Source organism: Njordella aestuarii (assembly GCF_056494165.1).
The window spans coordinates 3,060,560-3,085,974 of record NZ_CM151397.1 but is presented as its reverse complement, the minus strand read 5'-3'; the positions used below and the strand labels follow the sequence as shown (position 1 = coordinate 3,085,974).

Annotated in this window: 18 protein-coding genes; 7 read left to right on the top strand and 11 right to left on the bottom strand. The window is 51.5% G+C overall.

Annotation, left to right across the window (positions count from 1 at the left end):
* Window positions 1-180: 180 nt before the first annotated feature.
* Together SH451x_RS12090 and SH451x_RS12085 are read left to right on the top strand one after the other, a co-directional pair.
* Complete coding sequence (locus tag SH451x_RS12090) at window positions 181-1,104, top strand: hypothetical protein (RefSeq protein WP_479362711.1); 924 nt, start codon at window positions 181-183, stop codon at window positions 1,102-1,104.
* A 203-nt stretch (window positions 1,105-1,307) separates the two neighbouring features.
* Window positions 1,308-2,345, top strand: coding sequence for an NAD(P)-dependent alcohol dehydrogenase (locus tag SH451x_RS12085; RefSeq protein ID WP_479362710.1), 1,038 nt, complete (start codon window positions 1,308-1,310; stop codon window positions 2,343-2,345).
* A gap of 13 nt (window positions 2,346-2,358) precedes the next feature.
* On the opposite strand, the gene SH451x_RS12080 is transcribed toward SH451x_RS12085, so the two are convergent.
* Complete coding sequence (locus SH451x_RS12080) at window positions 2,359-3,774, bottom strand: c-type cytochrome domain-containing protein (RefSeq protein WP_479362709.1); 1,416 nt, start codon at window positions 3,772-3,774, stop codon at window positions 2,359-2,361.
* 583 nt (window positions 3,775-4,357) lie between these two features.
* Between SH451x_RS12080 and SH451x_RS12075 the strand changes: the two genes are divergently transcribed.
* From SH451x_RS12075 to SH451x_RS12060, 4 genes are all read left to right on the top strand, one after another.
* Window positions 4,358-6,778 carry a DUF1553 domain-containing protein gene (locus SH451x_RS12075; protein WP_479362708.1) on the top strand — a complete coding sequence of 807 codons (2,421 nt, stop codon included), beginning with the start codon at window positions 4,358-4,360 and terminating at the stop codon, window positions 6,776-6,778.
* A 45-nt stretch (window positions 6,779-6,823) separates the two neighbouring features.
* Entirely contained in the window at window positions 6,824-8,209 is a 1,386-nt protein-coding gene (locus tag SH451x_RS12070; RefSeq protein WP_479362707.1) for a DUF1501 domain-containing protein, read from the top strand.
* A gap of 96 nt (window positions 8,210-8,305) precedes the next feature.
* Window positions 8,306-11,560: a DUF1553 domain-containing protein gene (locus SH451x_RS12065; RefSeq protein WP_479362706.1), complete on the top strand. Its 3,255-nt coding sequence runs from the start codon at window positions 8,306-8,308 to the stop codon at window positions 11,558-11,560.
* Between the two features lie 8 nt (window positions 11,561-11,568).
* Window positions 11,569-13,002: a DUF1501 domain-containing protein gene (locus SH451x_RS12060; protein WP_479362705.1), complete on the top strand. Its 1,434-nt coding sequence runs from the start codon at window positions 11,569-11,571 to the stop codon at window positions 13,000-13,002.
* Here the strand turns inward: SH451x_RS12060 and SH451x_RS12055 are convergent.
* The 4 genes from SH451x_RS12055 to SH451x_RS12040 form a co-directional block, all read right to left on the bottom strand.
* On the bottom strand, window positions 12,982-14,211 hold the full coding sequence (locus SH451x_RS12055; protein ID WP_479360537.1) for an ISL3 family transposase: 1,230 nt from the start codon (window positions 14,209-14,211) through the stop codon (window positions 12,982-12,984). The two genes, SH451x_RS12060 and SH451x_RS12055, sit on opposite strands and share 21 nt — an antisense overlap.
* 80 nt (window positions 14,212-14,291) lie before the next feature.
* A complete protein-coding gene (gene surE / locus SH451x_RS12050) occupies window positions 14,292-15,083 on the bottom strand; it encodes a 5'/3'-nucleotidase SurE (RefSeq protein WP_479362704.1) in 792 nt (263 codons plus the stop codon).
* A gap of 20 nt (window positions 15,084-15,103) precedes the next feature.
* Window positions 15,104-16,642, bottom strand: coding sequence for a phytoene desaturase family protein (crtI, locus tag SH451x_RS12045; RefSeq protein ID WP_479362703.1), 1,539 nt, complete (start codon window positions 16,640-16,642; stop codon window positions 15,104-15,106).
* 94 nt (window positions 16,643-16,736) lie between these two features.
* A complete protein-coding gene (locus SH451x_RS12040) occupies window positions 16,737-17,849 on the bottom strand; it encodes a beta-ketoacyl-ACP synthase III (protein ID WP_479362702.1) in 1,113 nt (370 codons plus the stop codon).
* Between the two features lie 461 nt (window positions 17,850-18,310).
* Between SH451x_RS12040 and SH451x_RS12035 the strand changes: the two genes are divergently transcribed.
* Window positions 18,311-18,859 (top strand): NUDIX domain-containing protein, encoded by a 549-nt coding sequence (locus SH451x_RS12035; RefSeq protein WP_479362701.1) that lies wholly within the window; start codon window positions 18,311-18,313, stop codon window positions 18,857-18,859.
* 34 nt (window positions 18,860-18,893) lie between these two features.
* Here the strand turns inward: SH451x_RS12035 and SH451x_RS12030 are convergent, their stop codons facing one another.
* From SH451x_RS12030 to SH451x_RS12005, 6 genes are read right to left on the bottom strand one after another with little or no spacing between them, the layout of a single operon-like run.
* The gene (locus SH451x_RS12030) at window positions 18,894-20,342 is read right to left on the bottom strand and encodes a SpoIIE family protein phosphatase (protein ID WP_479362700.1); all 1,449 of its coding nucleotides are present in this window, start codon (window positions 20,340-20,342) and stop codon (window positions 18,894-18,896) included.
* Between the two features lie 35 nt (window positions 20,343-20,377).
* Window positions 20,378-21,451, bottom strand: coding sequence for a protein-glutamate methylesterase/protein-glutamine glutaminase (locus tag SH451x_RS12025; RefSeq protein WP_479362699.1), 1,074 nt, complete (start codon window positions 21,449-21,451; stop codon window positions 20,378-20,380).
* Between the two features lie 19 nt (window positions 21,452-21,470).
* Complete coding sequence (locus SH451x_RS12020; protein WP_479362698.1) at window positions 21,471-21,851, bottom strand: response regulator; 381 nt, start codon at window positions 21,849-21,851, stop codon at window positions 21,471-21,473.
* Window positions 21,852-21,859: 8 nt separating this feature from the next.
* Window positions 21,860-22,354 (bottom strand): chemotaxis protein CheD, encoded by a 495-nt coding sequence (locus SH451x_RS12015; RefSeq protein WP_479362697.1) that lies wholly within the window; start codon window positions 22,352-22,354, stop codon window positions 21,860-21,862.
* On the bottom strand, window positions 22,351-22,959 hold the full coding sequence (locus tag SH451x_RS12010) for a hypothetical protein (RefSeq protein ID WP_479362696.1): 609 nt from the start codon (window positions 22,957-22,959) through the stop codon (window positions 22,351-22,353). The genes SH451x_RS12015 and SH451x_RS12010 overlap by 4 nt, the downstream gene beginning before the upstream one ends.
* Window positions 22,960-23,006: 47 nt before the next feature.
* A complete protein-coding gene (locus tag SH451x_RS12005; protein ID WP_479362695.1) occupies window positions 23,007-25,409 on the bottom strand; it encodes a chemotaxis protein CheA in 2,403 nt (800 codons plus the stop codon).
* Window positions 25,410-25,415: the final 6 nt, after the last annotated feature.

The window sequence follows — 25,415 nt, the reverse complement described above, 5'->3', positions numbered from 1 at the left end:
GCAAATCACGACGCGCAAACGATCTACGACGATTATTCCCTTTGCAACGAATGCTTTCACATTAACGCTGCTGCCTCACAAGTCAGCGGATTCCTGAAAGTTGCACTTTCCACATGCTCACCGACGAATTAGCATGGTTTATACCACACGTATAAACGAGATTGCAAGAGATTTTAGTTTGTGTCAGAACAATTATCCGAATTGAATCGCTTAAGCGGAATCGAACGGCTCGAGATCTTTGAATCCGATTTTCGTGAACTGTTGGCGCAGGCAGCGGAATTCACAAGCGACATGGATCTTCGATTTGCGGCGCAAACCACGCCACCAAAGCAACTTACGTCACTGCTGCGACGTGTTTGGGGGGCGGCGTCCGTGCAAACCTGGCTGGTCATGGAGAACGGCAAGTCCCTGTTGGCAGCTGTCGATGACGCTCAGGAAAGACCGCTGAACGATGCGTTGCTGCCATCCGGTGCGGCCGATGAAGCAACGCTACGGCTTCTTGAAATTGCCGCCGACCGTGGAAGCATTATGTGGATCGACGCAAATCTCGAGCACTTGAACCGCATGCTGGGCGCGTTTTTGGTTTCGAACCACGGAACAATTGTCGTTATGCTCTGTTTCGACGCTTTGCTGCCGCTGCATCGCGACGCATTGCTGAATGGATTTGCTAGCTCGCTTGAGATACTCAACCGTTACAGCCAGTCGCTTTGGCAGCCGAGTCAGAACTTGCCGAATCGTTCGCACCTGAACGTCGACATACTAGCGTTCGATTTGATGAAGCAGCGACGGATACTTCGCGATTCGATTGGCAGGCGATTGGAAACGCTGGTCGGCACGCGACTGGACAGCTTGGCAGCAAATCAAAGTCTGGCCCGTTCGATTCAGCAAATGCTGGACGAGAACGGGTTGCGACTCGAATGCCCGACCTGCGGATATCCCGCTGTCTTGCGATGCCTAAAGACAGGGAATAGTGCGAGCGGGTCTTTCGTCTTTGACCATCGCATTGATGGCCGACGCACGATGCATGGTGGTAAGAGCGAGCTTCCGCGCCTTGTCGTCGTTGACAAGACAAGCGGGCAGGCCAAAACCGCCGTCGCTAAGTAGCCGTCGCTATCTAACTGGTCCGTAGCGACGAATGTAATTGGGTTCAGGCATTGCATTTGCTTTAGCATGAATAGAACCGTTCGCAGCTAGAACGCACGCACCTGAGTCGTGCACAATCAAGTGCGTCCATGGCCCGAGAAAGAGTCCACGGGTATTGCATCAGACTACACGCTGCTTGCCATAACAGAACGAAAAGGCCCCCAATGTTACAACCATCCGAAGCACAAGAATTCCAGCCGAATGAATCTCGTTCGGAAAGTCCTCTCCGGCAAAATCACATTCCTGTCACCATGCGTGCCGTGGTCTATAAAGACTACGGAGATGCCTCGGTACTGACGCCGACCCACGTAAACACGCCGACTCCCAACGACCGACAATTGTTGATACGCGTCAGTCACGCTAGTATCAACCCGATTGACTACCGGGTCCGCAAGGGCGAAATGCGGCACTTGTTGATTGGCGGATTTCCCCGAATCCCAGGGTTCGATATCGCGGGTGAAGTCGTATCTTCGCCCGCGCCCAATGAGTTCCGGCCCGGAGATCGTGTCATGGCGTACTTGGATAGCATCTACGGTGGCGGCTACGCAGAATTCGCCGTGTGCAGCCCCAAAGTCGTGGCCAAGATTCCCGACAGTATGTCTTTCGCGGAAGCTGCCGCGATTCCGCTGGCTGCAACAACAGCGGTACAGTGCCTGCGAGAGATAGGCAAAATCAAGCCAGGCTCACGCGTACTCATCAATGGTGCTAGCGGCGGTGTCGGTACTTTCGCCGTTCAGATAGCGTGCAGCTTTGGCGCTCACGTAACCGCTGTTGCTAGCGGCAGCAAAGAGCAATACGTCCGCGATTTGGGCGCAAACGAGTTTATTGATTATCACAAGCAAAGCTTTGAAGACATGCACCGAAAATGGGACATCGTGTTTGATGTCGCCGGGAAGAGCTCCTATCAAGCTTCGCGTAAGGTGCTCTCCGCCCAGGGCGTTTATGTATCGACTGAACCATCGCTTAAGAGTATCGCAACATCGCTTTTAACGCTTGCGCTCCCTAAAAAGGGCCGAGCTATGCTGGCCCGTCCAGATGCCGCCGTACTTCGTCTGCTTGTCAGACTCTACGAAGAGAAAAAGCTGCGCGTTGTGATAGATCAAACGCTTCCCCTTGAACAAGCGGCCCAAGCTCACCGAGTACTTGAGAACGGCGTTGACAAAGGCAAGGTCGTACTCAGCATGGCTCAAACTTCGGATTAGATGCGCGGTTTCCTTAAGGCATTGCTAGAAAGTGCGATACAGGCGTATTTGGATCGGATTTCCTCCAAACCATGACTGTTCCATCACTTAGCCCTGCGCCGATTAGTACTCCGTCATCCGAGCCTACCATTGCTAGACTCAAGGGCAATTGACCGACAGGCAGCTTGATCTTTTCCGCTTCCTTAAAACTATTTCGCCACTTCTTCTTCGGCTTGCCTTCGTCGTCGGTGCCATCGTCGACCTCTTCAGAAAACTCCGAGAACTGTCGCACGGCACCTATTGCTGGCACCAAAAAGTATTTGGAATCACCCACCATTTTTGCGACTCGCGGTTCGACGCTATCGTTCCGAGCGTTTGCGTGCGTGTTGACTGAGTCAGTCCACCAATTGCGCAAGCGCCCCGTTTCTTCGTAAGTCACCGCGCCTTGCGATGCAGGTACGATCCCACCGACAACGCGCTCGTGCTCCGTAAAACTTGCTGTGACAACGCCGTCGGAACCTCGATAAACTTTCGCCATGCGATCCCTTGACGAAGAATAGAATTTCTCGGAATCTGCCGACCACGCCAGTGAAGTTATAGCGGCCGCATGCGAGTTCACGGTGTACGCTTCTTCGCCTGACTCACAGCGTACGACTTGAACGGCGCCCGTCGATAAGCCAATCAGGATTGACTCATTGTTCGGGCTAATTGCAATATCGATGGGAAGATCTTTGGTCTTAATTGTCCACTTTGGTGCCCACTGGTCATTCTCTTTGTTAAGCTGAAAAGCTTCTACCGTGCCGCGTAGTCCAGGATTTCCAGACGCGCACACGAGCCACTCTTGATTGGTGGAGAGATCTAGGTCGCTGATCCGCGTTCCATGGACTGGGAGGCGTTTTGAGAGGCTGCCTTCGACAGCGTTCCAAATTAGTATTTCGCCGTAACCAGAAGTATAAACTTTGCTTCCATCGCCTGACAACGCGAGGGACGAAATCGGTAGCGGTCGTGGATAATGTTCAGGGATCGCGACATGGCTCATGGGCTCGACGGCAAAGTCGATGATCGGTTCCGATTCCGCATGATCGCACAAGGCTCCTTGCTCGATCCATGTTCGTATGGAAACGATTTTTGATTCGTCCAGCCGCGGGCCGCCTTCGGGCATGAGTTCCGATTCATCATGCGTCGTGAGACGGCGAAATAGTTCACTCTGCTGCGGATCTTGGGAGGTAATTGGTGCTAGGCCACTATCGCCCGGCGTCTTCAGTCCCGCAAACGTATCAAGCGAGTATCCGCCCTCCGCCTGCGAACCTCCATGACACTCTATGCAATGTTGCACCATGATTGGCGCGACATCAGCTGAAAACCGAAGCGTTGCCTGCGGTTGGCCGTCGGTAACTTCAGAAGCTGTCTCCTCGGCCATGGCCGCCCCAACCAGGAAAACACTTAACAAAGTTATTCCGAATGCTCGAAGGACTGACGATAGAACGTTTGTTCTAAGAGTTCTACCGATCAATCGAAGTCTAAGCCGGGAGGGACGGGCGTTCGATTGCATCGCGCGCGTCAGGACAATTCGGAGAGTGTCGCAGAAGGTTATCATGATTTGGCAAAAGGTAGGGCAACTTGAAGTTCAAATATTGCTGATACCAGCAAATTAGAGGGGCAACTTGTTGCGAAGCCGGCTAGGGGTGGGGTATACTTAGCGAATGACGAATGCAATAACTAGAATTGTAGACTCGTCTCCCGCCCCACTATCCTACCAACAAAATCTGCGACCTACAAACATCCTGCGATATGTTCGTAGCGTGCCGCAGTCATCGGCGTTGCTTATGTTGAAAAATGCTATGCCAAATCCATGTACGGACTCTACGGAAAGAACCCGCGTCCCAAGTGCAGTATGCAGAGCGCATAATCATAGGCTCGGCTCTTGCCTTCGCATGTGTTGTGCTGCACTGCTGACTTTCTTCTTTGCTTTCTCTGGACGGGCAGAGTCTGCTGACGATTGTTCGCGCTGCGGGAATGAGGAATTCCTGGTTGTGCCGCCCCAGCTATTGGCAACGGCCGACTATCCGGCGAGGTACGCGGTTTTTCAGCGACAGAGCGATGGCTCTCTGGTAGACATAACAACCAGCGAAGCAGTTGTCGCCTCAATTGAAAAAGATTCACTTGCTCAAGCCGCTGCGAATGGCACAATCGTCGCTAAACAAGTCGGCAACACAAACATTCAGTTCTTAGTCCGTCAGGAGTCGCGGGAAGTGCGACTGGCGTTACCACTAGAAACGACGTCGGACATGGAAACCTCGTTCGACCGCGAGGTGTGTGCAACGCTTGGCAAAGCAGGTTGCAACCTAGGCGCTTGTCATGGGAATCTGCATGGTAAAGGCGGCTTCCGCATGAGCCTCCGCGGCGACGACGCACGCTTTGATTTCGATCGTATTACCAACGAGTACGGCGGACGCCGAATCGATGTGTTCGAGCCTACGTCGAGCCTGCTACTCAAGAAGGCTACGAACCAGATCGCTCATCAAGGCGGACAACGATTTGAAGTCGACTCCCTCGAGTTCACAACCATGTTGCGCTGGATCGAAAAAGGCGCTAAGTGGACTGATTCAGCAAGCTTGGAAACTCTCGAAGTATTTCCGAAGGACATTCGTGTCGCTTATCCAAACCGGAACTCTCGATTAATCGTCATCGCTTCTTTTTCTGACGGTTCATTCCGCGATGTAACGCGTTGGGCCAGGATCGAGCCAAGTATTCCTAGTGGCGTCGAGGTAAACGACGACGGCATTATCACTGTCGAGAAACCGATTGATGTCTCATTTAATGTTTCGTACCTGAATGGTAGAGCAGCCGCGCGGGTTACTTTCCTGGGAGCAAGCGAGGCACCAGCAGCGGAACAGCTCGTGGCAGCCAATCCAATTGACACATTGATTGATCAACAACTTACGCAACTACATTTAACTGCCAAGCCGTTGGCGAGTGATTCTGCGTTTGTTCGTCGCGCGTTCCTCGTAACTATCGGACGACTGCCCACTTCAAGCGAAGCTCGAGATTACCTTTCAGATACGCGCTCCGACAAGCGGGACTTGTTGATCGAACGTCTATTAGCTGATCCAGGTTTCGATTTAATGTGGGCGATGCGATGGAGCGACTTGCTGCGGAATGAAGACAAGGTAATGAGTGCGGTCGGCGCCCAAAAGTTGCACAATTGGCTACGCGATCAGACTGCAACCGATCGTTCGCTACAAGCCACCGTACGCGACCTTGTAAGTTCCGTAGGGAGCACCTACGACAACCCTCCCGCTTCCTTTCATCGAACGCACCGAGATCCGTCCACAGCAGCTGAATCAGTCGCTCAAGTATTTTTAGGTGCCAGAATTGCCTGTGCGAAATGCCATAACCATCCGTTTGACTCGTGGCGTCAAGACGACTACTACGGTCTAGCCGCATACTTTACCACCATTGAACGTCAGCAAATCGACAACAAACCGAAGGATGGTTTGGACAAACATGTCATTACAGGTGATGAGATCATAACGCTCGCCGAAAGATCACCCGAGATTATGCACCCGGGGATTTCTAAAATGGTGAGCCCCACACCGCTCAAATCCAAGCTTCACCTCGTAAGCAATGTCGCTGCCGTCGAAGTCCACACGCAGTCACCTCTTGAGCAGTTGGCTGGTTGGTTGACCGAAGACAACCCTATGTTCGATCAGAATATGGCTAATCGAATTTGGTATCAATATTTTGGGCGAGGTATTGTCGATCCGCCCGATGATTTCCGAGACTCTAATCCGCCTAGCAATCCGCCCTTGTTGCACTTCTTGGCAGATGAACTTGTGCGTAGCGACTATTCTGTTCGCCAGCTCGCTCGATTGATCTTGACCAGCAATACATTTGCGCGAGAGAGTGCGGAAGATTTTGCGGGTCCGGAAAGCTTGCCGGCAGCCCCGTATTTCGCTGGTTATCCCATTCGACGAATGCCTGCCGAAATACTCCTAGACGCCATCGCAGATTCGACTGCGGTGCCAAATCGCTTTCGATCTGGACGCGGCGAAGACGATGAACTCGTGGTCGTAAATAAAGCAATGGAAATGCCAGGTGTGCCACGCAAAGCCGGATTCTTGACTACTTTTGGCAAGCCTAACAGATTGTTGGACTGTGAATGCGAACGGACCAACCAAGTCTCTCTCGGCCAATCGCTTGCACTTCTAAATGGCGTGGAAGTGCGCGAAAAAGTGGTTGAACATAACAATATTATCGATACGTTTGCGGAATCGAATAATGACCAAGAGATCCTCGAAGAGTTGTACCTGCGAACCCTCACTCGATACCCGAGCGAAGTTGAGTTGAAGGTAATGACCGAATACATCGCACAAGAGAAGAATCGTCGTCGTGCGATTGAAGATGTTTTGTGGTCGCTTATCAATAGCAAAGAATTCATCATGCTACGCTAAGCAATCGATCGCAGGACGAACACGAACAAACACGAGAATAGAATTATGAGCAACGGATGTAAAGAGTTTCGGCAAAGCATGCTGCATCGTCGGTCAGTTCTGGAGATGGGAGCTTTCGGGCTGGCTGGCCTGTTATCGGGCGGCAAGGCTTTGGCATCGCCCGGCGCTGGCTCAAACCGTCCGCGGGCAAAAGCGAAGAGCGTTATCTATTTGCATCAATATGGTGGGCCGAGTCATATCGACACGTTCGATATGAAGCCCGAAGCGCCTGATGGAATTCGCGGCGAATTTAAAACGATATCCTCTTCCGTTCCAGGCTCGCCGGTGTGCGAGTATTTGCCGCGATGGGCTGGGCAAATGAACGAGTGGGCGCAGATTCGTTCGGTGCACCACGATATGAAAAACCACAATCCGGCCTGCTACTATTCGCTGACAGGGAAACGGCCGCCGACTGATGATATACGATTGCGTGATACGCTGGAGTTGTACCCTGCGTTTGGTTCTTCCGCAGCCAAATTCATCGACGACAACGGCAGCGATATACCTTCATTCATTGCCTATCCGCATATTCTGCGCGATGGTGCAATTTCGCCTGGCCAGCACGCGAGCTTCTTAGGAAAACGTTTTGATCCTTACTTTTTCCAGGCAGATCCGAATGCGATCGATTTCGGCTTGCCTGAACTGCAATTGCCGAGCAACATTGATTTGGCTCGCTTAGAACGTCGGCGAGATCTTTTGCAGATGGTCGACAATCAAGCTCGCTTAATTGAAAAATCGAGAGAAGCCCGCGGTTTAGATCAACTTCAAGAGCAAGCGCTTTCAATTCTATCTTCGCCGGGGCTTCGCGATGCAATCGATATATCTCAAGAAGACCCCATGCTTCGGGATGCTTACGGCCGCACGACGTATGGGCAATCGTGCTTGCTTGCCCGTCGATTGGTTGAAGCAGGTGCACGCTTTGTCACCGTATATTTTTCGGATGGCATCGGCGGCGCTGGAAGCCAAGGCTGGGATACGCATCAGGAAAACTTCAAGGACTTGCGCGAACGGTTGCTTCCCCAAACCGACGTGACTGTTCCAACCCTGATTGAAGACCTCAAGTCGCGTGGGTTGCTCGATGACACGCTTGTGTTGTGGATGGGTGAATTCGGTCGCGGCCCTCAGATCGGCGACAGAGATGGTAAGGGGCGAAATCATTGGCCCGATTGCTATACCGTCATGATGGCCGGAGGCGGAATTACCGGCGGCGCAGTTTACGGACGGAGCGATGACCGCGGCGCGTTCCCGGCTCTCGATCCGGTCGGACCCGAAGATATCGCCGCGACACTCTTTTGGGCTTTGGGTATCGACCCTGCCAGCGAAGTTCATGATACACTTGGACGTCCGCTGCCAATTTCAACTGGTAGCCCGATAGAAAAGCTGTTCAGCTAAACGAACGTGTCCGCGTTGACGCTGCTCTGTCAAATTTTTAAAAGTGAGCTAACGCGCATAATTGTAACTCGGGCGTCAACGTCAGGATTCAGGGAAATGTTCGAACGCAACCCTTATCAATACGCATTCGCAAACTTCGCAGTCCTTGTATTGACGTTCTCGCTCATCCAGTTCTCTTCATCGCTGTGTTATGCACAAACACTAGACAACGTTGAATCCGAGACGGCGTCAAATCAAACTCCCAGTATCGAACAGCAGCATGTGTTTTTTGAAATGCACGTGCGACCGCTGTTGGCAGAAAAATGCGTCTCATGCCACGGAAGCAAAAAGCAAGAAGGCGAGCTTCGGCTTGACACCCGCGAAGCCTTGGTGGCAGGTGGAGATTCGGGATCCGCAATTGATTTAGAACGGCATGCAGAAAGTTTGCTCCTAGCCGCAGTGCGATTCGAAGGGCCCGAGATGCCACCAACGGGGCAACTTCCTCAAGACAAAATCGCTGTGCTTGAAAAGTGGATCTCGTGGGGGGCGCCGTGGCCGAACGACGGGGAACATGCTCTACGAATCACATCAGACGCCGAGATCTCCGACGAAGATCGCGCGTGGTGGGCCTTTCAACAAGTTAAACGACCTTCGCTTACAACCACGGACGAAAAGATCTCCCCGGTCGACTGGTATGTACAACAGGAGATGAATCAGCGGGATCTAACGCCGGCGCCGGAAGCTTCCCGCTTAGAGCAACTCCGACGCCTCAAATTCGTGTTACATGGCCTTCCGCCGTCGATCGAAGAGATCGACTCGTTCCTGAATGACAAACGCTCGGATGCTTACGAGCATTTAGTGGACAGATTGCTGCAGGAATCGGCGTTCGGCGAGCAATGGGCTCGTTTCTGGCTAGACCTGGTTAGGTACGCTGACTCCGACGGTTACAGAGCTGACCACTATCGCGCTAACATGTGGCACTATCGGGACTACGTGATCAAATCCTTTAATGAAGATAAGCCTTACGATCGATTTGTCCAAGAACAGATCGCTGGAGACGAGCTCTTCCCTGACAACCTTGACGCGCAGACGGCGACAGGGTATTTGCGGCATTGGATATATGAATACAACAGCCGCGACGCCGTGACGCAGCGAAACTTGATTCTACAAGACTTGGTAGATACAACCGGAGACGTTTTTCTAGGTGTGGGTTATCAGTGCGCACGATGCCATGACCATAAGTACGATCCGGTCTTGCAACGAGACTACTTCCGACTTCAAGCTTTTTTTGAGCCGATTTTACCTCGGGAACAAACGCTTGCTACGGTAGAGTCACAGCAGAAGTACGAGTCCGAACTCAATGCGTGGGAGGAGCAACAGGCAGCCATTATCGACGAAATCGCGACGATCGAAGCACCCTTTCGAAAAGCGGCGCGTGCTTACGCAATTGGTCGATTCCCTGACGACATTCAAGCCTTGTATCACCAGCCGGAAGCAGAAAAATCGGCTTTTGACAAACAGATCTCGTACCTAATTGATCAACAGGTGCTGTACGAATATACGACGATTGACAACAAAATTAAGGGCGAAGAAAAAGATCGCTTGTTCGCTTTACGCAAGCAGCTAACCGAGAGCGTGCAGGCAAAGCCGGCTGCGCTCCAAATTGCGAGTACCGTGTGTGATGCGGACGCCATAGCGCCGCCTACCTTAATACCCAATTCGGACGGCCAGTCCATCGAACCAGGTTTTTTGACCGTACTCGACGGGTCCGACGCTAGCTACGATCCCATAAGCGATCGTTCTACTGGTCGCAGAACGGCACTAGCGCACTGGTTGACTTCGCGAGAAAACCCTCTCGTGCCGCGCGTCATTGCGAACCGAATCTGGCAACAACTGATGGGACAGGGCTTGGCCGTTAACCCGAGCGACTTTGGGCGACTTGGCGGTGCTCCTTCGCATCCTGATTTACTGGACTATCTTGCATCGAGTCTCGTCGATAACGATTGGAGCATGAAGTCGCTCGTGCGTGAAATTGTGTTATCCAAAACCTTCCGTCAATCGACTTACCATCCAGAGTACGCTCGATGCACGACAATCGATCCGCAAAATCAGTTCTATTGGCGTGCCACAGCTCGTCGCTTGTCAGCCGAACAAATTCGCGACTCCATGCTGTTCGTTTCAGAGCAGTTGGAAAATAAGTTTGGCGGCGAAGGTGTCCAAAGCGACGTGGGGCGACGAAGTGTTTACACCAGAATTATGCGTAACTCTCGAGATCCATTACTGGATGTCTTTGACTTACCTCAGTTTTTTAGCAGCGAATCGTCTAGGAACACAACAACCACTCCTATCCAATCGCTGCTGATGATCAACAGTTCGGAAATGTTGCGTCATGCGTCAGCCCTCGCGGGTTCCCTTTCCGATGATAAAGATCCCGCAGCAAGAATCGATTTCCTCTGGAGAAAGCTCTACACTAGACCACCAACTTCGGAGGAATCTGAATCTGCACTTACGTTTCTTAACAATCAAGTTAGCCTGATCTCAAAATCTCAGTCGATTGAGCTTCGTCCCGAAAACATCACGGGCAGAATGCCTTATCGCGATGGGCACAGTGTTGCAATCATGGAAAGCGATAAGACGCCTGCATTGGCTGTTCAACCTGATGCGTTGATGGCTGCAAGCGAATTTACGATTGAAGGTTTCTTTCAGCTGCGATCGGTTTTCGACACAGGGAGTGTTCGAGTTTTAGCGGGAAAATGGTCCGGGAACAATAAAAAACCTGGCTGGACGTTTGGTATCACCGGCCAAGGCTCACGGCGAAAACCTCAAACACTTGTTTTGCTCATCCATGGTACCAAGCTAGACGGCAGTTTTGCCGAAGCCGCGGTGTTTTCCGATCAACAGATTGCGCTGAACAAGCCATATTTTGCAGCAGCAGCTTTCAAACCAGCATCAGATATCGACGGCAGTGTCACATTTTATCTGAAAGACCTTTCCAACGACGATGAACCGATTCAATCCATTACCGTCGCACATCAGATACATTCAATTGCTCAAGACGAATCACCATTTACCATTGGTGGATTGAGCGGAAATGCGAAGCACCAGTTCGATGGCTTGATCGACGATATAAAATTTACTGCCAAAGCGCTCTCAGAAGTCGAACTTGGTCTAGTTGAACAACCCGCTCGGGCTGAAACAGTCGGCTTTTGGCGATTTGAACCTGATCCTGGGTTATTAGCAGATTCGTCACCCAATAATCGTTCGATTTTACCAACAGCAGCAGTGCGAAATGAGAACACGGCCGAGGAACTTGCTTGGATTGACCTGTGCCATGCGCTCTTGAACACCAACGAATTTTTATACTTCGAATAGGCAATCATATGTTTGGTCACATCTCGATTCCTAAAACACGACGTGAATTTCTTCTGAGAAGTGGAGCGGGCTGTGGTTCGCTGGCACTCGCGGCCATGTTGGAAAATAGCTTGGCGGCTCAAGATCAAGCTGCTACTGCAGGTTTACAAACACTTGCTCCTAAGGCCAAACGAGCTATCTTTCTTTTCATGGAGGGCGGGGCGAGTCATATCGATTTGTTCGATCCAAAGCCATTGATCAACGAACTAGCTGGTAAGCCGCTTCCCGAGAGCTTTGGTAAAGTAATCTTGGCAATGGGCGAGGCTCATGCTCCCATCCTCGCATCACCGCGAACGTGGAAGCAACACGGCCAGTCCGGCACATGGGTTTCCGAGTGGCTCCCGAATATTGCTGAGTGTGTTGACGACTTGGCCGTAATCCGATCTTGTTGGAGCGAAGGGATCAATCATTCCGCGGGCGTATGCCAAATGAACTCGTGCTCAATTATTGGCGGACGTCCGTCGCTTGGCAGCTGGGTTAGCTATGGGCTAGGGACTGAAAACCAGAATCTCCCAGCCTTCGTTGTGATGCAGGACAATCGCTCTTCCGTCGTTAACGGTCCCCGAAACTGGGGAGCGGGGTTCATGCCTGCTCTCTATCAAGGAGTGCGCTTCCAGGAGGGCTCGGAAACGATTCCCAATCTTATTGCACCCGAGGGAGTCGGTCATGAGCGACAACTCAGCAAGCTTGACTTTATCAATCGAGCAAACCAAAGATATGCGGACAATCATCCCGAGCAATCGGAACTGGAAGCTCGGATCGCAAGCTACGAACTCGCCTTTCGTATGCAAGTTGAAGCGCCTGACGTGGTCGATATCGCAACCGAGACGCAAGACACACTTGATCTTTATGGCATGAATGATCCAGAATGCGAACCGTTCGGAAAACTCTGCCTGCTGGGTCGAAGAATGTCAGAACGCGGTGTTCGATTTGTCCAACTCTATCATGGTGCTGGTAGCAAATGGGATTCGCATTCGGCGATCGAAGCGAACCATTCCAAGCTCTGTCGGCAAATGGATAAGCCGGTTGCTGGCTTGTTGAAGGATCTCAAGCAACGCGGCTTGCTCGACGAAACGCTCGTCATCTGGGGAGGCGAGTTTGGCCGAACTCCGATGTCGGAACAGGGCAACGGTCGTGACCACAATCCGACTGGATTCACCATGTGGATGGCAGGTGGCGGCGTCAAAGGCGGGCAGACTATAGGCTCGACAGACGAACTTGGCTTACGGGCGGTCGAGCAACGGGCTCACGTTCGCGATATTCACGCATCGATCCTCCACCTAATGGGGATCGACAATATGAATCTGACTTACCTTCATAAGGGCCGGCCAGAACGACCGACCATCAACGAAGGCTCGCTGATAAAAGGGGTCCATCCGGGATTATCGTGGGTAGAGATCTAATCCGCCGCAGTGGAAGTAAACTGCAATCTTGAAGTTCTCTACGTTGCGATACCCGCCTACTCGCCTTTTGATCGACATGATCTTACTGTTCATCCCTTCGGCCACTGCGTTCGTGATCCGATGCGTACAGTAACTGACTACGTTGCCCAGGCGTTCTTTGATCGTCCGGGCTACGGACTTCATCGGCTCAAGTTTCGTATGGATCACGCTGCGATACCACTTGTTAAAATACTGCGTCGCTGTGCTCGCATCGCACTGGTCCCAAAGTCCTCGAAGAATCTCTTTGGAGCACCAAGCTTTCGCTGTTTGCATCGTACCATGATAAATCGAGGCGAACGTTTCGCTTTGTGCTTCGCTCAAACTCTCTTCGCCTTTGAGCCACAAGTATTTTGTCTTGCTAAGACGATCATCTCCCAACGACAGCAACGAGCGATGCTCTTGCCGACGCACCTTATCAACCGCCTTATTCGCTAACTGCATCACATGAAATCGATCATGCACGATCTTCTCTTCAGCAAGGGGAATTGTTTCTTTGGTGGCTCGCACAAAGCTCGGGCTCATATCCATAGCGATCGCTTGTACTGAAGCGATTTGATCCTCAGAAAGCTGAGAAAAACAGGCTTTTGCACTCTCGACATCATGCCCTTCACTTATAGCTTCGACCGTACTGTTTTGCAGATCGTAGAGCATGGTCACATAGCTATGACCTTTGCGAAAAGCTTTTTCGTCGATACCAACGTGCGGGATTGGTTTGGCTTGCTTGCGAGCTTGGCCACGCTCGACAGCACGCTGCAGGATGTTCCAGGCTTGGTCCCATTTAATGTCTAAGATGTTCATGGCTCCTTTGACCGTTTGCGTTGCTCGCAGCACGTCGATTGCCAAACGTTCGAAGAGCAAGGTGAACCGGCTATGCTTTTCTGCCCAAGGCACCGCGACATTCTTGATACCATGCGTGGGACATTGGACGCGCGGAACACGTGCCACAAGGATTGTTTTAAATTGACACGAATCCAAATGCCGCCAGCGTCGCTCTTCGGCATGATCATAGCATGCGCCAGTGTGAGCACACTGCGAGCATGAGAATGTTGCTTGATCTGGGTGGTTTACTCGAACGACAATCTCTTTGGCTACTTGATCCAGAACGACTTCTTGAACAAACCAAGGATTGTTGAGTCCAAGGATGTGTTGGTACAATTCTTTGTCTTGCATGGCTGATTTCCTCCAGCCCAGATTCTACCAACTTCACGAAATTACCGGATGGACCATAAAAGGCCTGATCAGCTAGAACGCTAGGACTTAGTTGGCTTGATATTTAACGGCAACTGTTGGATGCGTTCAACGCTTTCATAGTCAGTCAGGTTAAAATTCAGCGGCGTGACAGTAACGGCGCCGTGCCAGAGCGCTTCTACGTCCGTCTCCATCGCCGTCGGTGGCGGTGGAACGTCATTATTCGCCCAATAGTAATCGCGTCCCTTCGGATCCTGGCGCTTGATATACCGTTCGTTGTAGCGGCTTATTCCCATCGGAACTACGTGCACATCAATCTGCTTGCCATCTCGTAACATCTGAGTGGCTGCGATCGGAATATTGATATTTATCAGATGCTCACGAGCCGCCTTCTCCACTAACAATTGCGGGATCAGGTCGACAGCGATTTGCGCTGCGGCTTCGAAATCTGCATGAGGATCAAATTCCAAGGAGACTGCAATGCTCGGCTTTCGAAAGAACGCACCTTCGATGGCTGCTGCAACGGTTCCCGAGTACAACACGTTGATTCCAGCGTTCAATCCGCCGTTAATTCCACTTACAACCAAATCGATTTCCGATTCGATCAGTTCGCAAATTCCAAGCTTTACGCAGTCGGCGGGCGAGCCGTCAACGGCCCAACCGCGAAACCGATCGCCCTCGTAGACTTTCTTGCAAGTCAGCGGGGTTAGATAAGTGATCGAGTGCCCCACTCCGCTTTGCTCCGTCGCAGGTGCCACGACGGTGACGTTCGCAATTTCGCGAAGCTTCTTTTCCATCGCCGCCAAGCCTGGAGCGTAGATTCCATCATCATTTGCAAGTAAGACGTTAAGCATTAAACTCTCGAAATGTACGACTAAACATTGGTCGGTTCTGCATAAGTCTTCGGATCATACATGGTTGCAGAAGATATGCCCAACCGCGGTAGCAATTTTTTGCAAGTTATTCGCGACGATTCGTAGATCACAGGCAAACCGCTGCCCGGATGCGTCCCGCCGCCTACCAAATATACATCGTCCAATTCTTCAAATTTATTATGAGGTCGCAAGTGGAGCATTTGCCCTAAGTTGTGCGCCAAATTGAACGTTGCCCCGCGATAAATATTGTACGTTTCGCACCAGTCACGGGGCGTCACGATCTTCTCAAAGCGTATCCGTTCGCGCAAGCCCGCCATCCCCAACTTTTCCAATCGACTGAGCGTCAACTCGCGAAACGCCGCGGTTTCAACCTCATCCCAACTCGTCTTCTCCGTCAAATGCGGCACTGGGACCAACACATAAATGGCACTGTGCCCGGGAGGCGCCATGGTAGAATCGATGATACTCGGGTTGTGCACATAAATGGAAGGATCATCGGGGAGTATGAAATCGCGCTCGATCTGATGTAAGTTTCGCTCGTAGTTTGCGGAAATGTGAATCGTGTGATGCGCGATCTCTGGATATTGGCCCTCGACACCCAAGTACATCATAAACGTACTGCATGAGAAACGCTTGCCCTTGAGCTTTTTATCGGACCAGCGACTACGCATGGAATCAGGAACAAGCTTGCTCATTGCGTTCGAGAAGTCGGCGTTAATCACCGTCGCATCGGTCACATAACGGCCAGTGTCGGTGCACACGGCGGAGACGCGTTTGCCTTCGAACTCGAGTTTCGTGACCGGCTCATTTAGCCGAATGGTCGCTCCTAGATCGGTGGCGATCTGAGCCATCTTTTCGTTGACTCGATTGCATCCTCCGTACGGATGAAATACACCGTACTCGTACTCGAGGAACGAGAGGATCGAAAAGAGGCTTGGGCAGTTGAACGGAGACATGCCAAGATATTTCGATTGGAATGAAAACGCCAAAACCAATCGCGGATCTTTGAAATACCTGCACAGCTCTTGTCCAAGCGTACGCCATGGCTTAACGAGCGGCGCTGCACCCATCAGGGACGGTCGAAGCAAATCGAGGGGACTATCAAAAGGCGACTCTAAAATGGGACGGAACTTTTCAAGCTTGCGGCGGTTATCCCGCATGTAACGCGTCAAAGCACCGGCGTCGCGTGGGGAAAACTCCGCGACCTGTTTCTCCATCTGATCAAGAACGCTTGTGCAGTTCAAAATACCGCCAGCACCGAAGACTAGCCGATACTGCGGGTCAAGGCGGTGCATTGGAACTTCATCGAAAAGCTCATAACCGACCGACCGAAAAATCTCCTGCAGCACTCGCGGGTAGAGAAAAAACGTTGGCCCTGTGTCAAAACGATAGCCATCATGCTCGATCGAAGCAGAACGTCCGCCGACGCGATCCATCTTTTCGAGAACTGTGACGGAGGCGCCGGCCTTTGCCAACTGCATCGCCGCTGCAAGTCCGCCAGGGCCCGCTCCAATTACAACAACGTTCGGTTTAGCCATTTAGATTCATTCTACGGTAAAGCTTGTACTCTGCTTTATAGCAATCAAGTCAAGACTCTGCACCGTTCAAGTTATCCTGAGCAGTTCTGACAGTTTACCAACGAAGTATCGCTGTTCCCCACGTCAGTCCCGCTCCAAATCCACACAACATTACAAGATCGTCGCTCTCGATTTTTCCGTCGAGATACGCATCATGGAGCGCCAGCGGAACACTAGCCGCCGACGTATTTCCTAAACGATCGAGATTGATGATCAAGCGATCAGGTGGAATCGTAAACTCCTCAACGGCCGCGTCGATGATCCGAATGTTCGCCTGGTGCAACACCCAAGACGCGATCTGTTCAACTTCAAGCCCTGTTGCCTGAAGCACATCACGGCAGCTTTCACGGATGACTCGCACAGCCCATTTAAAGACCGAGCGACCATCCATTTCCAAGAATTGTTGCCCAGCACAAATGGACTCAGGCGTTAATGGTTGTCGTGAACCGCCACCTGGTATCAACAGTTGTGGTCCGCCGATTCCTTCCGATCCCAACGAGTAAGCTACCAAGCCTCCCATTTCTTCGGTTGGCACTTTCGATTTGTCTGGTTGCAGCAGAACCGCTCCAGCCCCGTCACCAAACAAAGGATATGTCTTCTTATCATCTGGGTTCACTGTTCGGCTCATCACTTCAGCGCCTACGACTAACGCGTTGCTGGCGGCCCCGTTGGCGACGAACTGCGCTGCTGTGCTGAGTGCGTAGACGAAACCGGAACAAGCCGCGTTCAGATCAAACGCAGGCGCTATGCATCCCAAACGATGTTGCAAGATACATGCGGTCGAAGGAGTAAAATGATCGGGCGTAATCGTAGCAACGATGACGAGATCGACTTCGTGGGGATCGATCTTTGCTCGCTGCAGACAATCCATCGCAGCATTGTAAGCGAGATCGCTGGTTGCCTGCGAGTCAGCCGCCCTACGACGTTCAAGAATTCCCGTGCGTTGATGAATCCACTCACTATCGCAGCCCAGGCGAGCGAGGTCTTCGTTCGTAACGATCTCCTCAGGCAAGTAGCTCCCGGTCGCCGCCACACGAAAGCCCAGACAGGATGAAACACGCGCCCGACCGCTAGCGGCCATCGCCACCCGCTTCTTGGGCGCATCCTCGTAATATTCGCTCGAACGCATCTTATCTTCCAAGGCGAAACGCATTTCATCTCTATGCATTTTTGCGAGATCGCTTCCAGTGTGTAGATGAGCCTTATCTAATCGTGGCGATTCGGATTCCGCGCTTGAACGCTCGGACGCTCCGGACTGATCAGAGATTTCACGATTCTGGGCTGAAGTTAATGGGGTGTTCAATCTTTAGGAACTTCCAACAATGCAAAAAACCACCATTTGGCGATTGAAATTTTACTCAAATGTACCCGAACACGCCTTTTATGCCACATCAGCTAGCACGCAATGGTTTTTTTACGCGGAAAGGCTCCCGCTTTCGCAGACAAGGTAAACTTTAATGGTCATCAGCGGCGTTTCATAGCGCCTTGCGAGGGCTCACAAAAAAATCGTGGTTATTGTGCCCATTTCGCGGTGGTAATCCGATTGCAGCCAAGGGCGTAACTGTGCAAACTAGCGTAAATTAGTCACTAAAACACACCTTATCGACTTTCCCTCGAAACGCTCGTTTTATGGTTGAATATGGACCTTGGAAGATTGTCGAGTCGTGCGAGGTCTATCGCGATCCATGGATTGCAGTCCGCCGCGACGAAGTTATCCGGCCCGATGGCAACCCAGGCAGCTATGCGACGGTAAAGATCAAACACGGCGTCTCGGTGCTCGCGCTCGACCAAGACGGTTCAGTCTATCTGACGTCCGAGTTTCACTATGCCGTTGGGAAAGTCACCCTTGAAGTTGTCAGTGGTGGTATCGACGAAGGTGAAACCAAAATCGAAGCGGCGCGCCGCGAACTGGCAGAAGAACTAGGAATTCGAGCAACGGAATTGATTGACCTGGGTTACGTCGATCCCTTCACCGCCTCCATTAATTCCCCGACACAGCTGTTTGTTGCACGAGGTTTGACTTTTGGCGAAACGTCCCACGAAGCCACCGAGCAAATCACACCCGTCAAAATGACGCTCACCGAAGCCATTGAAGCAGTCATGGACAGTCGCATCTCGCACGCCCCTTCTTGTGCTGTGATCTTGAAAGCGGCTCGACGATTCGCAGAATTCGTTTAATCATCTTTATCAAGACCTTTGCTTGGCGGCCCTACTAAGGTATCTCGACCGCAAGCAGGGAAATATCGTCTCGCGGACCGTTTGGCTGACACCACTTCAACACGTGGTCAAGAACTTGTTGTGACTGTTCGTCCAAACCGAGAGATCGATGATCTTCGAACAGTTCCAACATCTTTTTATCAGTCAGCACGGACATCTCAGCGTCCATCGCTTCGGGAATACCATCGGAATACAAGAACAAGCGATCACCTTTTTTCAACTGCAGTACCTCTTCATCGAACTCTGCATCAGGAACCCAACCTACTGCCAGTCCGGCACCGTCAATCATCTTTGCCGGTTCCCCTGAGGTTTGGAGTACGGGGGCTGGATGGCCTGCACAGACGTAACGGAATCGATAATCGCGCAGATCAAGCACGCCATAACAAATAGTAAAATGCAATTCGCCTTGCGATTCCATGGGGAACCGCCGATTCAGTTCTTCGACGACCGTCTTAGGCGACGTAACGCTTGGCTTTCCCGAAAATGGATCTGACCTGACTAACAGCGACGTGGCAGTTGCTTGCGGAGCCAACACGCGGCCGACAGCGACCGCGAGCAGCGACGAAGCGGCTCCATGACCGCTAACGTCAACCACGTACAAAGCGACATGATGCTCATCCAATCTGGCGTAATTAAGGAAATCACCGGCGAGCTCTTCACAGGGTACGAATCGCCAACCAATCGTAAGCCCTGGAATCTCTTCCGCATCGTTTGGCAAAAGCGATTTTTGGATTCGAGCCGCTGCTTGCAAATCGTGGCTCATACGATCGTTTAGCCGTTGGAGTTGCGTATTCAGCGACTCAAGCTTAGAGTTCCATTGGGAGAGTTTTTCTTTCGCGATAATAAGTTGCTCGTTGCTCCGGTGCAGCTCTCGATTCTTTTCTACTGCGTTTTCAAAGGTAGAGATAAGGAGATTCAGCGTCTGGTGCCGACCTGATTTGATACGATAGGTCTGTCCGTTTAAAGTAACCGGAATCTCGACGCTACTTGTTTTATCGTCTTCATCGTCGACGATGGGCGTCTTAAGGAGAGCCTCTACCCGGGATAATAGAAAACTCGGATCGTAGGGCTTTGTCACATAGTTATCAGCTCCTGCATCCAGCCCGCGAATGATATCTTCTGCGTCGGCCAAAGTAGAAAGCAACAGGACTGGAATGTGCTTCAAACTTGGGTCTGCTTTGATTGCTGCGCACAGTTGGTAGCCGTTCATGTTCGGCATTTCAATGTCGGAGATTACAATGTCCGGCTTTTGCTGCCTTACCAGCTCGAGCGCAAGAGCCCCGTCCTCGCCGATAAATGCTTCATATCCGGCTTTCGTAAGACGCTGCTGCAAGACCTTTCCCTGAATGCGACTATCCTCTGCAACCACCGCAGTTGGTCGCTTTGTCGGAGGTGATTTTTCAGGCTGCAGGTCACAGGCCGGTGTCGATATCGATTTATTCATGACTAGTCTCAAACCGCGTTCTATCGCGAAACAACTCACTTGGCAATTCGGCTTCTGCTCAACTCGCGAACGATCCACGCTGCAATTTTATCCAGCGGTACAACTCGATCCACCAACTGCTGCTCTACAACGACTTTTGGCATTCCGTAAACTACACAACCATCCGGATGTTGGGCAATGACGAATCCACCCAAGCGTTTGATCTCGCGGCAGCCTTCGGTGCCATCACGCCCCATGCCCGTCAACACGACAGCTAGCACACGTCCGTTGTAAAAGTTTGCCGCTGACCGAAACAGATAGTCAACGGAAGGTCGACAATTATGCTCAGGAGGTTCATCCGTAGTTTGAAGTATCGGTTTAAAGGTAGTGCCAGAAAGTTTAAGGTGTGCACCGCCGGGAGCAATGTACACCTTGTTCGGTTCAACTCTCATTCCATCTTGAGCTTCAAGCACCGTCAACTCGCACATCTCATTAACACGTTCCGCCAACGACTGTGTGTAATATTTCGGCATGTGTTGCACTACAAAGACCGGGACACCGAGGTCGCGTGGCAGTTTCGGCAACACTTCACGCAGCGCGACTGGGCCCCCCGTGGAAGTACCGATTACCACGGCTTCATATGCTTGGCAGGTACTGGACGAGCTGATCGCGGGAATCGCAATCTCAGCGGCAACTTTTGCCGTACGCCGCGGGAGCGAGACGCCGACACTTTCACGGAACGCTTCAATCTTTTCGCTAAGCTCGCGATGCAGAATTTGGCGATTGCTCTCAGCATCGCTGCTGTTAGGTTTATGAATGAAGTCAAAGGCGCCAGCCAACAACGAATCCGCTGTGATCTTAGCGCCATTTTTAGTTAAACTGCTTAACATGACGGCCTTCGCTCTCGAACGCCGTTTTTTCATCTCCCGTAAAACGTCGAGTCCCGAAAGTTCAGGCATCTCCACATCTAAAGTCAACAGATCAGGCCCAAGCTCGTCAAGTTTCTGTAACGCGTCGGATCCAGATGTGGCAACGCCCACCACCTCTACACCGTCTATCGTGCGTAGCACATTTCGCACAAGCTGACGGTAAAGCGCGGAGTCGTCGACCACTAAGATTCTTACAAGCATGGCATTGTTGATATACGGGTTACGAGTCCAGTTCTGCGGCGCGCAACTGCTTCTGAAGCAAATCGCGAAGACGCTCTTGGTCAAACGGTTTCACCACAAAATCGATTGCTCCTAAACGAAAACATTCCGCAAGTTTTTCTTTCTGATTCACGGCACTCACCATACACACCTTTGCTCGCGAGTCGATTATACGCAATTGCCGCAGCGTTTCTACACCATCTTGAATCGGCATGACTATGTCCAGCGTGACTAAGTTTGGTTTCTCACTTTGGAATTTTTCAACCGCATCAACACCATTGACTGCCTCGGCAACAACAAGCCAGCCTGATTCCAAAGCGATTTCCTTGATTCGCATCCGCATGATCAGAGCATCGTCGACTATCATCAAACGATTGGACACTTGTAACCTCATATAATCAAAGGGGGAGAGCCTAGCATTTCAATCTGCACAACTGCCGTGGCAACGTCGACAAACATTCGTCGCCCCCGAGTTCCTCCGCAATGTTGGGCAGTGATGGCAATATTTGCTTTTGTCAGGGCTAGCTGGACGGCTGCGAGATTACTTTCTCCAATTCTCCCAACCGCAGAACTCACAGTCGTGGGAAACATGTTCGAACCGCCAGCCACCTTTGCTTTCAGCCTTAAAGGACGGCGACCTGTAAGCCGCGTCATCATGCGAACCAGTTCCGGTACCGCCGTATCAGCATACTTGCCCAGACAATCTTGCCTACCCAACGAGTCAGGCATAACAATATGCCCCAGCCCCGCTACCTTCAGCTCTGGGTCGTACAACAATATACCAATGCAGGACCCCAGCAAGGTACGCAACGAGCCCTCCGACTTGGCAACAGCTAATTGCCCCATTGCGACCAAGATTTCACTTTCTCTCGGCACCGGCTTCATCGCAAAGCCTCTTGCAGCGAAGCAAAACATTCTAATTCTGGCACCAGCAACAGCTTCCAAATTACTGGGGCACCGTCGATGCGAAACTGAGTGTGCGTAAAGATCAAGGTGTCGGAAACCATGGCTTGGCCCATCACCAATCCCTGGATAAGCGACGCTCCATAGTCCCGCAAAAACTGAGGCGGTGATGGTAGTAAAGCTTGATCGCCATGCTGATCTGGCAGGTATTGTGAAAGTGTACCGAGGTACGCGCAACCTACAATGTTCGCAGTTTCTAACGCCGCTGATCGCGCAAGGTCCGTCCACTCTTTCAGATCAGCACACTGCTTTGGTACTAAAAGTTCAGCCAACGAAAATCCGCTTTGATCGCTGAAAGCGAGAATTAGCTGACCTTTGAAACGCCCTTCCACCGACATGACGCACATAACAATAGGTTCATCAGAAAAACCAAGCAATGGGGCGGCCTCAGAAACTGAGATTTGTTCAATCGTACCAAACGCAAGGTGTGCCGGCCTGCCTAACCATTGTGATAGAACCCGAGATGCTTCGTCAGCACTTCGCTTGAAAAGGATTCCGAGCTGTTGAAGTTCCGCGTCGTTTAACAATCTACTTCCCTTTAAAGGTTGCACATATATCCTTCTTCGCAAGACTGCTAACTGAGCACGCGTTTTCGCAATCTTTCATGAGCTAACCCAATCGCAGCGGCCACATCAAGCAGCAGACTTACGCTACCGTCGCCCAGGATGCTTGCACCGGAGAGACCGCGAATATGCACGAAGTTTTCAGCCAGCGATTTGATTACTATATCTTGTCCGCCACGCAGTTCACATACTCGCAAGCCTACCGTTCTGCCGTTTGCGTGTAACACCACAACCTCGACTTCCCTGCGGAATTCTGCTTCCCCCAGCGACGCCGTTAACCGATGAAAATATTCCGTCTCGTGCCAATCAAAGACGTCATCAATGTCAATCAACGGAATGATCTCACCACGGACATCAATAACCTCCTTAGATTGTATCGTTATGATTTCCTTACAGGGAACTGATACAATTTCACGAATGTTCTCGATTGGCGCTGCAAAAACACCGTACTTTAAACGAAACAACAAGCAGCGAATGATGGCCAACGTGAGCGGCAATCTGATGATAAACGTTGTGCCCTGCCCCGCGCGACTTTCAACTTCCACCATGCCATTCAGCTCGCCAATCCGAGTCTTGACGATATCCATGCCGACTCCACGACCAGATATGTCGGAGACTTTTTCAGCCGTACTAAACCCCGGATGCCAGATAAACTGCGCAAGTTCGCGGTCCGACATATCCCGAGCTGCCGACGCGGAGACTAGACCACGCTCAATCGCGCGCGCGCGCACCTTATCTGCATTGATTCCTGCACCGTCGTCGCGGACATGAATTAGCACGTTATTGCCACTGTGTACAGCCTCCAAACTGAGCGTTCCAACGGCGGACTTGCCTCGTTTTCGCCTCACATCCTCAGGTTCTAACCCATGGTCTATCGCATTGCGAACCAAGTGAATCAATGGATCACCAAGCTCGTCTATCATCCGCTTGTCAAGTTCAGTCTTCTCACCACGAAGTTCCAGATTGACTTGCTTACCCCGCTCCTGCGCAATATCGCGAACAACTCGTTTAAACCGATTAAAAAGCGGACTGACAGGCACCATTCGAGTGTCCAAAACGCCTCGTTGCAATCCATTAGACACTCGCGTTAGTTGATCAATGGCTTCCGTCAACTGATCAAAACTACGACGGCTTTGCTCGAGCGTTACCATTTGCTCTTCCACACCTTTAAGGAAATCGTTGATCTCGCGCCGACTCTCCGATGTCAATCCTTCATTTTGATAACCAACATGGCGTTCGACTTCTTCAAGCGTGTGCCTCAAGCCGTCACAAAGACTTCTCAAGCGGCGCGTAACACCAGATTTTCGAAACGTTTGGTTCAGAGTTCTCGATAGCTGCACAAATCTCGCGCGATTGACCACCAGTTCGCCAGTAAGATTCATCAACCTATCTAAGCGATCGATATCGACCCGCACAGTCTCAACAACTTTGGACTTACCTTCTTTGGCGGAAGCCGGCTCTTCAACACTTGATGCAGGCTTCGACGCTGGTTCTGGTTCAACTGATTGATTGCTTGGTTCCTCGGGCCGATCTTCTTTCACTTCCTGCGTGTTCTCATCGGCAGGTGCCCTGTAGTCCTCAATCTCGGCGACTTCATGGGCTTCGACAAGATCGATTTCCAGCATATCGACCCCCGCTACGTCCGCTGCCACTCGAATCTGCGAATCTACAGCATCCGTCCGCACCCAAACCTGCAATGTGCCAAGATCAGCGACGTGCTCCAAAAGCGTTCTTTCTGGACTGACTCGCAAAATCTCCGCTAGATCACTCAGCCTCGTCAACAACAGCTCAGCCTTCAGTTCCGGTAATTCCAGGCCTCGAGCAAAGTAAGCGACGATCCTAAAGACTTGCAGAGAAACTGCCGCGATTGGTCCTGGATCGTCCGCAACATCAGAGGTCGCAGTGACCGAATCGACTTTCTCGGGTTCACTGGAAGTGGGACTAGCCTTTGATTTGGGAAGTTCCGCCACTGCTTGGCTGCTCGTCAAATCACCGTTTGCGTCGGTTAATCTTGTCAGCTCCTCGAGCAACTCGGGAACACTATTGAGCGGCAATCCTTCTCGGAGCCTTTCGATGGACTCACGCAGGAAATCAATGCACCTCAAGATTAAGTCCATCATGGGTCGGTCAAGCGATCGAAGTCCAGATCGCAACCGCTCGAAATGGTTTTCAAGGTGATGCGTCAGGACCGTGATGCTGTCCAAACCCATCATCGCCGCGGAACCTTTGATCGAATGAATCAACCGAAATGACTCATTTAGATTCTTTTGACTCGAGGAGTCTATCTCCAGTTCAAGCAGGACCTCCACGAGCGCATCCAATTGTTCGGCAGTTTCGTCAACGAACATTTGAAGATATTCCGACATCTCGTCGGACGGCATTCCTGTGGAATAATCGAAGTCGTCGTCGCTCACAGCGGT